Raw genomic sequence first — 14,467 nt, forward strand, 5'->3', positions numbered from 1 at the left:
TCCGCATGTCCGACGGATAGGTCACCCGGTCCAGGGCAGGAAAACGGCCAAGTGTGGGGATAGGGGGAGGGGCATTGCCAGAAGTGCGCGGCCCGGAAGCAACGGCGGAAAGAGTGGCCGTTTTTTTAGAAGGAGAACTGTCCATGCGATCGTTTCCATCTTCTTGCTTGTGGCATGCCAGAGGGCGGCCTGTGAGTAGTCAGGCACGTTTCCGGCTGCCGTATGCGTGTCTTACGTCGCGCCAAATGTCTGTGGACATTGCGAACCGTCATTTTGGTTTAATGTTTCTGTCTTTAACGCAAGGCTTTCGTGCAAACTAAGTCGTGATTGTGTCTTTTTTGTCACGCAAGTTTAAAAAGACTTGAGCTTGACAAATAGAGCGACCTATATGCAGGCCAACAGTTCCTGAATGCGTGGTGGTCCACCCCGTGCACGAGCGGTTGCCTCAAAACAGCAGGCTTAGCCGGTCAAGTGGCACAGCCACGTTTTTTGACACACTAACAGTCTCATCCAGTTTACGATACGGGCGTGAGATAAAGCGCCGGAGCGGGGGTTTATGGCCGTACCGATAATGCAGGCCGTCAGGGTCGGTAAATATGTTGTCACACAGCATCTCAAACGGCGCGAGCGCTACCCGCTGGTGCTCATGCTTGAGCCGCTTTTCCGCTGCAATCTGGCCTGCGCCGGGTGCGGTAAGATTGACTATCCTGCGGCTATCCTCAACCAGCGCATGACCGTGCAGGAATGTCTGGATGCGGATGCTGAAGCAGGCGCACCAGTTATTGCCGTGGCCGGGGGTGAACCCCTGCTGCACAAGGAAATGCCGGAAATTATCCGTGGCCTGATCGCCCGGAAAAAATACGTCTATCTCTGCACCAATGCGCTTCTTCTCGAGAAGAAGATGGATGAGTATGAACCCTCACCGTTCTTCTCATGGGACGTGCATCTGGATGGCGACAAAGCCATGCACGACTCCTCCGTCTGTCAGGATGGTGTGTACGAACGTGCGGTTGCGGCCATTAAAAAAGCCAAGGCCCGTGGTTTCCGTCTGTCCATCAACTGCACCCTGTTTGATGGCGCAGACCCCAAGCGTATTGCCTCCTTCTTTGATGAAGTGATGGCAATGGGCGTGGATGGTATCATGACGGCGCCGGGTTACGCTTACGAGCGTGCACCTGATCAGGAACACTTCCTGAACCGCCAGAAAACCAAGCAGTTGTTCCGTGACGTCTTCCGTCTGGGTAAAGGCAAGAAGTGGCGCTTCACGCAGTCACCGCTCTTCCTGAACTTCCTGGCCGGGAACGAGCAGTATCATTGCACCCCGTGGGGTAAGCCGCTGCGTAACGTGTTTGGTTGGCAGCGCCCGTGCTATCTGCTGGGTGAAGGCTATGCCAAGTCTTTCAAAGAGTTGATGGAAGACACGAAGTGGGACGACTACGGCACGGGTAACTACGAAAAATGCGCTGACTGCATGGTGCATTCCGGTTACGAATCTACAGCCGTGATGGATGCCGTCCGTCGCCCCTGGCACATTGCCAAAGTTGCCCTGTTCGGACCGGAAACGGAAAAACCGATGGCACCGGAAATCTCGCTGGCTAACCAGCGTCCGGCCCAGTACGTTTTTGCCCAGCAGGTTGAAGAGCAGATGGCCGATATTGCCGCGCGCAAACCTGCCAAGGCACCTCGCGTGAAGGTTATTCGGACTGAAGCCAAAGGGGACGCTGCCGCAGCAAAACCTGCTGTAGCACCAGTTGAAGCAACAGCTGCAGACTAAACCAGACGGGTTTCCCGACTCGGTTTTTCAAGGAAAGCGGTTCTGGTATCAGAGCCGCTTTTTTTGTGCCTGAGGAAGAAACAGGACCAAATTAGGCTGTTTTATTGGTCTGGCTGACATACTGTGCCTGCATAAGCAGGTATGGTGGCGTATCAGAGCAGATACAGTGTTTTAAGGGGATATTCTGGCCGCACATGTGTCGTGTGGCTGGTTTTGGCGCGCAGGTTCCCGTAGTGTTATGCCTAGACATTCCGTCACGCAGGGCTCCCGCTTTTTCATGACCGTTTCCATCCTCGTTATTTTCCTCCTCATTTTCCTGAACGCCGTTTTCGCCATGGGCGAACTGGCCCTTATTTCTGTCAGAACGCCAAGGCTGGCCATTCTGCGTGAACAGGGGTTGCGCGGGGCAGACCGCGCCATGCGGCTTGCAGAAGATCCACAGATTTTTCTTCCTACCGTTCAGGTGGGTATGACCCTTGTGTCCATTCTGGAAGGGACATTTGGTGGGGTACAGATTGAAGCCCACCTGACCCCCATGCTGGAAAAAATAGACCTGATTCGCCCCTTTGCGAGCCAGGTATCCATGGTGGTTGTGGTACTCGCCATTACAGCGCTTATGCTGGTGCTGGGTGAACTGGTGCCCAAACAGCTTGCCTTGCGCCAGCCAGAAATTATGGCGGCCCGTCTGGCTTTGCCGCTGGAAATTCTGGCGACCGTTTCCCGCCCGATTGTGTCGGTGTTACGAAAGTCTTCCAACCTCGTGCTCAAACTGATGGGGGCAGGGGATGCCGTCAGCCAGACCCTGACGGAAGAGGAACTGAAAGCCTATATTGCCGAAGGTGCCCGGACAGGTGTGCTGGAGCATGAAGAGCGGACAATGATTGAGCGCATGCTCAGGCTGGCCGACAGGCCGGTGCGTGCCATCATGACCCCACGGAACGAGCTGTACTGGATAGACCGGCATGCCGGGCGGGAAGCTCTGGTCAAGGCGCTAAAGGAAACCACCTACGCTCGTATTGTTGTGTGTGAAGGCGGCGTTGATAATCCGGTTGGTGTAGTGCTGGCCAAAGACATGCTGGACCGCACGCTGGATGGTATGCCTGTTTCCATAGAGGCTGGATTACGCCAGATGGTTGTGGTGCCAGACAGTATTTCAGCCTTTGATATGCTGGAGCGTATGCGCGGCATTCAGTTGGGTATTGCCTTCGTGTTTGACGAATATGGATCCTTTGAAGGGATTGTCACCGCGTCTGACCTGTTTGACGCCATTGTTGGGGAGGGGCGGCCGGAAACACAACAGGCTGCCAATAATTCTCGTGAGGCAGCCCAGGATGACGTGCTGATACTGGATGGTACAGATTCTGCAGATGAAGTGAAGGACCGTCTGGGCCTTCGGGCTTTGCCTGATGAGGGAAGCTATCACACGCTGGGTGGGCTATTGCTGGCATTGCTTCGCCGTGTTCCGGCAACAGGCGATAAGGTGGCCTATTCAGGTTGGCTATTTGAAGTGCTGGATATGGAAGGCCGCCGTGTTTCTCGTGTGCGTGCCAGCCGTCAGATCTTGGCGGAAAACTGAGGCAGGCCACCCGGCAGCCCACGGTTGCCGGGTAATTTCAGATAAAATTTTTTATTTCCTGATACTTGTAATTGTGAATTTTCATTCACCCTATAGTCTCTGAATACTAAAATTATATTTAATAAAATATACGGTGTGACAACGCAGTAAAAACATTGATCTTATTTAATTATGCAAATAATTCTCATTTACGATAAGCCCTGCACCTGCGTCCGCAATGAAACATAAGTGAATTCGTAAATGCCCGGCAGCAAGGCTATTTGTTTTAGCGTTCTCTCCCTTTTGTTGGCTTCTCAGGCTTTTGCTGCAGAACAGATCAAATCTTCTGATCTTTCGCATCAGGGGCGTGCTCCGACGAAAAGTCAGAAGAAAGCCAGTAAAAAAGAATTGGAACAGGTTGAGGTCCGCGGGCGTCGCGCCTCAACAACGGCGTCTTCTGCCACCAAGTCAGACACCCCTCTGGTGGAAACGGCTCAATCCGTCACTGTGGTAACCCGGAACCAAATGGATATTCGGGGTGTGCTGAACCTGAATCAGGCTGTGCGGTATGCTGCTGGCATTACGCCAGATCTGCGTGGCGGCGTGGGAACACGCTATGACCAGTTTGCTCTGCGTGGGTTCACTGTCCCGACATTTCTGGATGGCCTGAAGCTGCAAAAAGGTCTGGGTTATGCATCAGCGCAAACCGATACCTCGCGCCTTGACCGGATTGAAATTCTTAAAGGTCCGGCTTCGGCTTTGTACGGGCAGTCCAGCCCAGGGGGGCTGACAGCCCTTTCAAGCAAGCTGCCGACCGCTGAGCGGTTTTATGGTGGGGTGAATGCTACCGGCGGCATGTTTGACTTATACCGTGTTGATGCTGATGTCGGGGGATATGCCACCCAGAACGGCATGGTGCGGTACCGGCTTTATGGAACCATTAACGGCCAGCACACGCAATTGGCGCGTACAGGCAGCCGCCGGTTCAGCATAAGCCCGTCTTTTACATTTGGGGGAGATGGTCCAACAACCCTCACACTGCTTGGCAACTACCAGTACGACCCGGAAAACGGAACATATGGTGGCGTGCCGTTGGTAGGCTCTCTCAAACCGGCTGCCTTTGGGTATTTGCCGCGTAATTTTTATGATGGTGACGTGCCTTTTGAAAAATTCAACCGTCGGCATGGCTCCATTACTTATATTTTCAATCATAAATTCAATGATAAATGGAGCTTCACAACCCGCGGTCGTTACGACGATATCAAGACTATATATCGTAGTATTTATAATGCGGGGTATTATACCAATGAAGCGGCTGGCCTTTTGCCACGCTATGCCTTTGGTACTAACGAGCATGCCAACAATCTTCAGTTTGACAGCCAGTTTAAAGGGCATGTCACGACAGGCCCACTCACGCATAGCCTGATGTTTGGCTTTGACTATATGCAGCAGCACGCCACGGAAACAGCTTTCTCAGGGGCGGCCCCTGTCATGAACGTGTTCCATCCTGATTATCGGATGGTTGTTGCTGATATGTCTCCCTACATCAATTATGTAACAGATTCTCATCAGGCAGGTGTGTATGGTCAGGATGAAATTCGTTTCAAACGCCTGATCATAACAGGAAGTTTGCGGAATGACTGGTACCATTCCCACCAGATGGAACATATAAGGAATTCGCTGACAACGCAGTCCAATAGCCAGATAACATGGCGCGCTTCCGGCTTGTATCATTTTGACTTTGGCTTGGCACCGTACATCAGTTACTCAACGTCCTTTGAGCCTCAAACCGGCATTGTTTCAAACAATGGCGGCCAGACCTTCCGACAGGCAGACCCAAGTATTGGCAAGCAGTTAGAAGGCGGGCTGAAATATCAGGTTCCTGGCACGTCAATTTTGCTGACAGCCGCAGGCTTCCACATTGAAAAAACCAATGTTCTGGTGAGTGTTGCAAACTCTCCTTACAGCATACAAAATGGCTTGGTCCATTCAGATGGTTTTGAATTTGAAGCCCATGCGGAACCTTATAAAAACCTGATGATTACAGCTGCTGTGAGTGTCCAGAAGGTAAAAGACAACACGACAGGCAAACCGCTTATCCAGACAGGCAAGGGGAATGCCTCCCTGTTTGTTTTCTACACCATGTCATCCGGGCCTGTTAAAGGATTGGGGTTTGGGGGTGGTATGCGGTACACAGCCAAAGCATATGGCGGCGAAGCCTCCTACGGCAGCGTGTGGGTGCCAAATTACGCGCTCTTTGATGGCTCTATCCGGTACGACCTGTCCAAGCTGTCCTCCTCCCTGCATGGTTGGAATGTCTCAGCTAGTGTCAGGAATATTTTTGACAAGAAGTTTGTTGCCAACTGCCTTGCCTATGCATCTTACGGGCAGGAGTTCTGTTACTATGGCGAGCGGCGAAATGCGCAGGCGTCCATTGGGTATAGTTGGTAATGTGACAAGCGGCTAAGGGATTTTTCCTCTGCTGCTCAAAAATAAAAACATGGTTGCACGGCCTTACCTTTAATAGGGGGCTGTGCATCATAGTCCCGGCTTCATTCACTAAATTAGTAAGTTCAGTGTTTGGCATCTGCTCTGGCAGTGTCTCAAAACAGCTTCCACCCTGCGGCTAGCAGCTTGCGTAACGCGCGCCACTATACACATGTCGCATTAGTTTATTATTGATATATCGCAACAACATGATACGACTGCAGGAGAGAAATTACAGGAACTCCACGTTTATAAAGGCGCCGGGTACACACGCAAATGGCTACTCTTAAAGATTTTTCCTACCGTTCTAAGCGGCTCCTTCTGTCATGCAGCTCTTGGGTTTGCCTCTCACTGCCGCTTCAAGCTGGCGCGGCAACCAGCTATGTAAGAGAGCCTTCTGTTTCCGGCCAGACCGTTCTGTTCAATGCCGAGCAGTCTATCTGGAGTGCGCCACTTGCTGGCGGTAAGGCCCAGCGCCTGACAAGTGCGCCCCATGCACCCCATGACATTGACCCACACCCTGTTCTTTCACCAGACGGAAGCCAGATAGCATTTCTGGCTAATTTTGATGGCCCGTCAGAAATTTATATCATGCCCACAACCGGAGGAGTGCCGCGCAGGCTTACTTATGAAAATGGGCGGATGCGCCTTATAGCGTGGGACAAAAATGCCGGGATTCTTTTTGCTGCTCCGGCCGCCAAAGGCCCTTATTATTTTTACACTGTTGCAGCGGTTGATCTGCAAACAGGTAAAAAAAGCCTCTACCCTCTAGCAAATGCGAATGATGCTGCTCTGAGTGATGATGGCCGCTGGATTTATTTCACTCGTTTTGGCTTGAGCATGACGCGTGACAATATGCGCGCCTACCGTGGTGGCGGTATGTCCCAGCTCTGGCGATTTGACCTGAAAGAGGGAAAAGAAGCGGAGCGTATTGGGTCGCGGCAGGTCAATCTGATCCGGCCTATGCCGTGGCATGACCGCCTGATTGTCCTCTCGGATGAAAATGAGCGTTATAATCTGTGGAGCCTTGCGGCAGATGGCTCAGATGCAAAGCAGCTCACACACTTTACAGATTACAGTGTTCTGGAAGCCAGCATTTCCGGCGATCATGTTGTCTTCCGGAAAGGTGCTGACCTGTATCAGTACGACCTGACAACAAACGAGACAAAGCCTGTCGCGCTTGATCTGGTGTCCGACAACATACCACGCACACCTTATTGGCTGTCAAAACCGGCTAAATTCTTAACGGACATGGTTCTGTCCGCCAAGGGTGATGCAGCGGTTTTCACCATGCGCGGACATGCGGTGGTTGCTGGCCCTTCTCCCCGCAGGCAGGTGGTTATTGCAACGCCGGATACGGTGCGTTTGCGTCATGCTCAGCTTAGCCCGGATGGAAAATCTGTTATTGCGTTCAGTGATGCCAAAGGGGAATCCAGCATCTGGCGTTTTGCAGCAGATGGGAGTGGTACTGGCGAGCAACTGAATGATGCGGTAGCGGCTGAGCCTGTTGCGCTGTCGGTCTCGCCTGATGGTAAACAGATTGCCCATACAGATCTTGCTGGTCGTTTGTGGCTTCTGGATATCGCCACGAAAAAAGACCAGATCATCGACACAGCTACAACCGATGGCACCAGCAGCTTTGACGGTTTATCCTGGTCAGCAGATGGCAAAATACTGGCTTTTGTCAGAACCCGTGGCTCCAACCTGCGCCGCCAGATTGCTTTTTATGATACTGGTTCCAAGCGGCTGGAGTGGGTGACGGATGGCCGGTATGAATCCTATACGCCCACCTTCTCCCCTGATGGAAAATGGCTGTGGTTTTTGTCAGACCGGAATTTTTCACTCGGCAACAACTCCCCGTGGGGTGACCGTAATCTAGGTCCGGCCTTTGCCCACAGAACGGGAATTTACGCGCTCGCCTTGCAAAAAAAGAGCCATTTCCCGTTCCAGCCTTCAACCGAGCTGGATGAGCCATCTGATCATAAAGAGGATGAAAAAAAGAAAGACGATAAAAGCAAATCGCAGCCCAAAAAACCTCTGCCTGCTATAGAATGGGACGGTCTGGCTGCGCGTCTTTACAAAGTGCCTGTTCCCGCGGCTGATTATCGTGGGCTGGGCGCTACAGATGAGTTCCTGTATACGCTGGATACGTCTGAGGATACCGGGCCGCTCAAGTCCATCCATATTGATAATAATGAACATAAGATCGAGACATTTGCGCCTAAGGTCAGTGATTTTGACGTCACCCCGGATGGTAAGACCATTATGGTTGTGACAAATGATGCCAAAAAAGATGCGCCAGATCTTTTTATCGCACCAACAACTGCCAAAAAGCCTGATGATCTGGCAGGGAAAACACTCGATATTTCAGGCCTGCGCCTGCGCATAGACCCAGTGCAGGAGTGGAATGAAGAATTCCTTGATGCCTGGCGTATTCATCGGGATCATTATTATGACCATGCCCTGCATGGTGTAGACTGGCCGGGTATTCGCAAACATTTTGAACCTTTGCTGGCGCGGGTTGGCGATCGTTCTGATCTTGATGATGTTCTGGCCCAGATGGTTGCGGAAATTGGGGCAATGCATTCCCAGATCATTCCAGCCAAAAGCACGGAAAAACCGGCAACCTCACTCGTTGCCAGCCTGGGTGCTTATCTGGTGCGTGAAGCGGGTACAGGCTTCCGGGTAGAGCATATCTATCAGGGCGATACAGATCTGCCAGATCAGCAGTCTCCGCTGGCCGCACCAGGTGTTGATGCGCAGAATGGTGATGTTATCACTGCTGTGAATGGGCAATCGACCGTTAACGTCCCGGACCTCTCGGTTCTACTAGCAGATCAGGCAAACAAGCAGGTTCTTCTTACCCTTTCCAGAAAGGGCAAAGAGCATAAGGTCATTGTCACAGCCGTGAGCGCTAACGATGAGCGAGACCTGCGTACGCGTGATTGGGAAATTGACCGCGCCAATACGGTAGAGAAAGCCAGCCAGGGCACAATTGGCTACCTGCATCTGGGCGGCATGACGGGCGAAGATATGGAATCCTTCACTCGGGAATTCTATGCCAATATTGATAAAAAAGGCCTTGTTATTGATGTCAGAGGCAACAACGGCGGCAATATTGATAGCTGGGTTCTGACACAACTTATGCGGCGGCCTTGGATGTTCTGGGCACGGTATGGCAACGCCCCGTCTGTCAACTTCCAGCAGGCATTTCAGGGACAGATTGCCGTGATTACCGATGAACGGACCTATTCAGACGGCGAGGCTTTTGCACAGGGTATTGAAGCGCTTCACCTTGCCCCTGTTATTGGTGAACGCACGGCTGGTGCCGGTGTATGGCTTTCTGACGGAACGCGGCTCATGGACATGGGCAGTGCGCGCACGGCTGAAAACCCATATTTTGATATGCAGGGCCACTGGCTTGTTGAAAACAAGGGCGTGACGCCGGACATTGAGGTGGAAAACATGCCTGTTGCCACCTTCAATGGGCAGGACCAGCAGCTTGAGGCGGCGCTGACATATTTGCAGAAGCAAATAACGGAGCACCCGTTGTCTGTTCTGAAGCCCGATGTTTTTGATGCGCCTACAACGACTACGCCATAAGTCGTTCAAGGTTTGGCCAGTTAAGCTCAACTCTCTGAGCTTAACTGGCTTCTTTTTAAAAAACTGCGAAATACAGACCCCTGTTTTCGCAGTTTTGGGTGGTGCAGGTTAGATAAAACCAAAGTGGTCTTGCTGCCGGTAAGCCGTCATAGTAGCTGTCAGGTAAATCAGTTTTTATGTGACGTCGGTAATACGTTTTACTGTTGAACCTGCGTCTGGCTGCTCTCTACCAAGGCAACAGGTGGCCAGAATGCCTGCGCAATATCATTCTGAATGTGCGCTATCTGTGTCTGGATCCATTGCATATATTCATGCAGGCCACGAATGATCATGTCATCTGCGGTCTGGTCCTGAAGGGTGACGCGCAAATACGCCACACGCTCCTGAATAGGGCCACACAGGCGGCGGAGGCTGTTATGCCCTGCCAAGACGGATAAAGTGCTGTCGAACACTTCCAGACACACGGCCAGAGAGCGCGGAAAACCATCGTTTTTAAGCAGAAACCCCACAACATTTGCAGGGGTTGTGGCAATAGGTTGAATCCGCCAGAACGCATGATAGGCAGCGGCTGAACGCAGGATGGAAGCCCACTGTGTACTATCAATTTCCGATCCTGCTTTTTCCCCTGTAGGAAGCAGCGTGTGGTAGCGAATGTCAATCAGGCGGGTAATCTGGTCACTGCGTTCCAACTGTTTGCCTAGCTGGTAAAATAGCCAGGCCTGATCCCGGTAGAGTGTGCCTTCTGTTACGCCGTAATGTGTCTGACAGTCCTGTTTTAGGCGGTTGCAAATACTGGAAAGGCTGTGCTGCCGAATATCTGAAAATTGCAGTTCCAGAACCCAGCGCGTGAACATGTTGAGGTGTGTCCACATCTCCGTTGAAATAAGGGGGCGCACGGCACGGGCATTTTCACGCATGGCATGCGCCATGGACTTGATGGAATTTGGATTGGCCATTTCCGTGACATAAAATGCCACCACGTTCGCTTCTGTCGCCTCTGTATGCAGAGCATAGAAGGGCGTTTCGTCAGAGTTGATCTGAATAATGGAATCCCACCCCGTCTGACCATCAGGGCCACGTACGAAGCCTTCGGTAACTTCCAGAAGGCGGGCAAGGTTTTCAATACGCTCGCTATAACGGGCAAGCCACATCATGCCTTCTGCATACCGAGAGAGCAGATTGTTCAAACCGGGAAGCGTATGGGAAGACTGGACGGAAGTCTGCATCATGATGCGAGCACCCATGTATCTTTGGAACCGCCACCCTGTGACGAATTGACAACCAGAGAGCCTTTGCGAAGGGCCACGCGGGATAATCCTCCGGGCAACACCCATGTCGAGCGGCCTGTCAGCGCGAAGGGGCGCAGGTCAACATGCCGTGCCTCAAGTCCATCCTCACAAAGTGTTGGGGAGACGGAGAGGTTGATGACAGGCTGACTGATATAATTTGCGGGGTTGGCGTGCAGCAGGCTTCTGAACTCATCCAGTTCTGCCTGACTGGCGTGTGGGCCTATCAGAAGCCCGTAACCACCGGACTCACCAACAGGTTTAATGACCAGCTTGTGCATGTTGGCAAGCGTGTAAGCTAGCCCTTCAGGCTCCGCGCAGATATGGGTTTCAACACTGTCCAGAATAGGGTCTTCACCCAGATAATAGCGGATGATGCGCGGCATGTAGGCGTAAACTGCTTTGTCATCTGCAACGCCGGTGCCCAAGGCGTTTGCAAGGGTTACGTTGCCGCGCCTGTAGGCCTCAACAAGGCCCGGCACGCCCAACATGCTGTTAGGGTTGAAGACCAGCGGGTCTAGAAAATCATCGTTCAGGCGGCGGTAAATAGCGTGCACAGGCCTGAGGCCAGCAATGGTGCGCATATAAACACGGTGGTTTTCCACCGTCAGGTCTTTCCCTTCCACTAGGGGGACACCCATCTCCCGCGCCAGAAAAACATGCTCAAAATAGGCAGAGTTGTAGATGCCGGGTGAAAGCAGCACGACCTGTGGGTCCGTCACGCCCTCCGGCGCAACCTGGCACAGGCTTTCACGCAGCTTCTGACCGTAATCATCTACCGAGCGCAGCGGCAGGCCGGAGGCAAGGTCTGGCATCAGACGCAACATCATATGCCGGTTTTCAATAACGTAAGAGACGCCGGATGGTGTGCGGGCGTTGTCTTCCAACACAAGAAAGCGGCCACTCTGGTCGCGTATCAGGTCGGTGCCGTTAATATGGACATACACGCCCCCCGGCACCTTCAGGCCAACCATGGCCTGACAGTAATTGGGGTTGGTGAGCACAAGTTCAGAGGGCACAATACCATCACGCAGAATGGCGCGCTCATGGTAAATATCATGCAGAAACAGGTTCAGGGCTTTGACGCGCTGTTGCACACCCCGTTCGACATGGTCCCACTCTTCCGCCGTGATCACGCGGGGTACGAGATCAAACGGTAGAATGCGGTCTATCGCCTTGCTGTCAGAATAGACGGTGAATGTAATGCCATGTCTGTCAAGCTGTGCTTCTGCTGCGGCAGCGCGGTGGCGCAGTTCAGTCAGGCTATACTGGTCCAGCCGTTTCTGAATATGTGCCAGACGCGGTGGCAAGGGGCCTGTGCGGTTGGTCAGTTCGCAAAAATAGTCAGGCACCTGATAGTCTTCAAAAAGGCTGGCTGCGGAAACAGGTGCCTGTATTTGCGTGTTGGTCATCCCTGCCTCCCGGTTTTTACTGAGAACGGCGCGGTAGAGAAAAGGTGCCATCACGACCCGCGGCGTTATCGTTACGATTGTTTACTAACGGAGCAAGAATTCAGAGCTTTGCCAAGCGGCAAAATGGAAAATCGTTATTTTTTCGAAATTAAACCGCCGGAGGCTTCCTTATCGGCCTGCAATGCTGTTAGCCTAGGTTCCGCATGCACAGAGCGCTGTGTCTGCACTAGAAAAGAACACACGCCACCCCGGCATGTTGGGGCTGAAAAAGGCTTTGGCACGACACCATGAGTTCCTATGTCCGGCTGCATCATCATACACGGTATCGCTATGATCGACCGGTGATGCTTGGCCCGCAGACAATTCGGCTCCGGCCTGTTACGGCAGCGCTCTCTGCCGTGTCAGCTTACGCGTTACGGGTTGCGCCACCTTATTCTGCACAGACATGGCACCATGATGGTTACGGCAACATGGTTGCTCAGGTTGTGTTTGACCAGAAGGTGACGTTTTTTGACATTACAGTTGAACTGCAAACCGACCTTACCCCAAGGGACCCGCTGAATTTTGTTGTGCAGGAGGAGGCCCTGCATTGGATGCATCGGCCCGTACAGGAGCCGGGGTTTATCCAGCCATTTTACGGCCTTGAAGAGCGTGAGCAGGCGTTGAAGCCTTATTTTGCGCCTGTTCAAACCGGGCCACAGCTTCAAAAATTCCTGCAAAGCTGGACAGCGCAGGCCCCTACGGAAACGGTTGCCATGCTCATAGCACTTAACCGGGCGTTGGCTGCTCGTATCCGGTATCAGGTCAGGCTTGTGCCCGGGGTGTGGAGTGCTGAAGAAACATTGGAGCGTGAGACAGGGTCTTGCCGGGACAGCGCATGGCTTCTGGTCGCGCTGCTGCGGGAACTGGGATTTGCGGCGCGTTTTGTCTCCGGCTATCTCATCCAGTCCTGCATGAATGGGGAAGGTGTGGAGGCTTTGACCTGTGACCTTCATGCCTGGGCTGAAGCCTATTTGCCCGGTGCGGGGTGGATTGGTTTTGACACGACCTCCGGCTTGTTGACCGCACAGGCGCATGTTGGGTTGGCAGCAACCGTGATGCCGGAGGAGGCAGCCCCTGTCTCCGGCCTGCTGGATGCATGTCAGGCAGAGATGGATGTGACAATGCAGGCCCAACGCCTGTTTGCCTAAGCCCGTCATACACGACTAGAGTTGGGACTCGATACCTGACTTGATGCCATGAAAAGAGCGCACATATGCGGATATTTACCTGCCAGTCCTGCCAGCAGGTTGTGTTTTTTGAAAACACCTCATGTGAGCGCTGCCACCATACATTAGGATATCTGCCGGGGCTGTTTTCCCTAACGGCTCTGGAGCCGCTGGATAACGGATTGTGGCGGCCCCTGGAGCGCACGGTGCGCCGTGCGGAGGTGGCATTTTGCGCCAACCATGCCCACGATGTGTGTAACTGGCTAACCGCCCCCAATGCGGATGGTTCAGCAGGCTTTTGCCTAGCCTGCCGGTTTAACCGCACAATCCCCAACCTTGCGATACCAGATAATCTGGAGCGCTGGCGCAAGCTGGAAGTAGCCAAGCACAGGTTGTTCTACACGCTACAGCGGCTCAAGCTACCCATCAAAACCCGGCGGGAAGATCCCGAGAACGGGCTGGTATTTGATTTTCTGGATGACGCACCAGATGGGTCAGCACCCGTTTTGACCGGGCATAACAACGGTATCATCACCATTGCCGTCAAGGAGGCGGATGATGAGCGCCGAGAGCGGATGCGCGTTGAAATGGGGGAATATTACCGGACCCTGTTGGGGCATTTCCGCCATGAAATAGGGCACTATTACTGGAATATTCTGGTGCGGGATGGGGGGCGGCTGGAGGCTTGCCGTGCCGTTTTTGGCGATGACCGGCAGGATTATCAGGAGGCGCTGGAGCGCTACTATGCCGCTCCACCGCCGGAGGGGTGGCGAGACCACCATGTCAGTGTTTATGCGACCTCTCACCCATGGGAAGATTTTGCAGAAACATGGGCGCATTACCTGCATATCGTCTCAACGCTGGAGACCGCATGGGCCCATGGTGTGACCATTAGCCCAGATTTTGTGGATGGCCCGACAGTCTGGCCCCAGCGGCAGACAAACCCTTATACTGAGGCCTCGTTTGATGAAATCATTCAGGCGTGGCTCCCGCTGACATATGCGGTGAACAGCCTGAACCGCTCTATGGGCCTGCCAGACTTTTACCCGTTTGTGCTGACACAGGGGGTCATGGATAAGCTGACTTACATTCATACCCTGATCCGGGAAGTGCAGGCCTTACGGTTTTAGAGGGGCGGCTGA

Annotated in this window: 8 protein-coding genes; 6 read left to right on the forward strand and 2 right to left on the reverse strand. The window is 53.0% G+C overall.

All coding sequences use genetic code 11. The annotated features are described in order from the left end of the window. Positions 1-556: 556 nt before the first annotated feature. From hpnH to Abci_RS06515, 4 genes are all read left to right on the forward strand, one after another. Positions 557-1,774, forward strand: coding sequence for an adenosyl-hopene transferase HpnH (hpnH, locus tag Abci_RS06500; protein WP_048838355.1), 1,218 nt, complete (start codon positions 557-559; stop codon positions 1,772-1,774). 238 nt (positions 1,775-2,012) lie between these two features. Then, a complete protein-coding gene (locus tag Abci_RS06505; RefSeq protein ID WP_371861375.1) occupies positions 2,013-3,350 on the forward strand; it encodes a hemolysin family protein in 1,338 nt (445 codons plus the stop codon). A gap of 240 nt (positions 3,351-3,590) precedes the next feature. Continuing rightward, on the forward strand, positions 3,591-5,780 hold the full coding sequence (locus Abci_RS06510) for a TonB-dependent siderophore receptor (protein ID WP_048838357.1): 2,190 nt from the start codon (positions 3,591-3,593) through the stop codon (positions 5,778-5,780). Positions 5,781-6,092: 312 nt separating this feature from the next. After that, on the forward strand, positions 6,093-9,419 hold the full coding sequence (locus Abci_RS06515; protein ID WP_048838358.1) for a S41 family peptidase: 3,327 nt from the start codon (positions 6,093-6,095) through the stop codon (positions 9,417-9,419). A 197-nt stretch (positions 9,420-9,616) separates the two neighbouring features. Here the strand turns inward: Abci_RS06515 and Abci_RS06520 are convergent, their stop codons facing one another. Together Abci_RS06520 and Abci_RS06525 are read right to left on the reverse strand one after the other, a co-directional pair. After that, positions 9,617-10,648 carry an alpha-E domain-containing protein gene (locus Abci_RS06520; RefSeq protein WP_244877604.1) on the reverse strand — a complete coding sequence of 344 codons (1,032 nt, stop codon included), beginning with the start codon at positions 10,646-10,648 and terminating at the stop codon, positions 9,617-9,619. Continuing rightward, positions 10,645-12,117 carry a circularly permuted type 2 ATP-grasp protein gene (locus tag Abci_RS06525; RefSeq protein WP_048838536.1) on the reverse strand — a complete coding sequence of 491 codons (1,473 nt, stop codon included), beginning with the start codon at positions 12,115-12,117 and terminating at the stop codon, positions 10,645-10,647. Before Abci_RS06525 ends, Abci_RS06520 begins: the two co-directional genes overlap by 4 nt. Positions 12,118-12,404: 287 nt before the next feature. Between Abci_RS06525 and Abci_RS06530 the strand changes: the two genes are divergently transcribed. Next, complete coding sequence (locus Abci_RS06530) at positions 12,405-13,307, forward strand: transglutaminase family protein (RefSeq protein ID WP_048838360.1); 903 nt, start codon at positions 12,405-12,407, stop codon at positions 13,305-13,307. 65 nt (positions 13,308-13,372) lie between these two features. After that, positions 13,373-14,455 carry a zinc-binding metallopeptidase family protein gene (locus Abci_RS06535; protein ID WP_048838361.1) on the forward strand — a complete coding sequence of 361 codons (1,083 nt, stop codon included), beginning with the start codon at positions 13,373-13,375 and terminating at the stop codon, positions 14,453-14,455. Positions 14,456-14,467: the final 12 nt, after the last annotated feature.

The sequence above is a fragment of the Acetobacter cibinongensis genome (assembly GCF_000963925.1).
Classification (GTDB): domain Bacteria; phylum Pseudomonadota; class Alphaproteobacteria; order Acetobacterales; family Acetobacteraceae; genus Acetobacter; species Acetobacter cibinongensis.

Coding starts and splice junctions, on each gene's coding strand:
- hpnH (WP_048838355.1), top strand. CDS start 557: ATGGCCGTACCGATAATGCAGGCCGTCAGGGTCGGTAAATATGTTGTC.
- Abci_RS06505 (WP_371861375.1), top strand. CDS start 2,013: ATGCCTAGACATTCCGTCACGCAGGGCTCCCGCTTTTTCATGACCGTT.
- Abci_RS06510 (WP_048838357.1), top strand. CDS start 3,591: ATGCCCGGCAGCAAGGCTATTTGTTTTAGCGTTCTCTCCCTTTTGTTG.
- Abci_RS06515 (WP_048838358.1), top strand. CDS start 6,093: ATGGCTACTCTTAAAGATTTTTCCTACCGTTCTAAGCGGCTCCTTCTG.
- Abci_RS06520 (WP_244877604.1), bottom strand. CDS start 10,648: ATGATGCAGACTTCCGTCCAGTCTTCCCATACGCTTCCCGGTTTGAAC.
- Abci_RS06525 (WP_048838536.1), bottom strand. CDS start 12,117: ATGACCAACACGCAAATACAGGCACCTGTTTCCGCAGCCAGCCTTTTT.
- Abci_RS06530 (WP_048838360.1), top strand. CDS start 12,405: ATGAGTTCCTATGTCCGGCTGCATCATCATACACGGTATCGCTATGAT.
- Abci_RS06535 (WP_048838361.1), top strand. CDS start 13,373: ATGCGGATATTTACCTGCCAGTCCTGCCAGCAGGTTGTGTTTTTTGAA.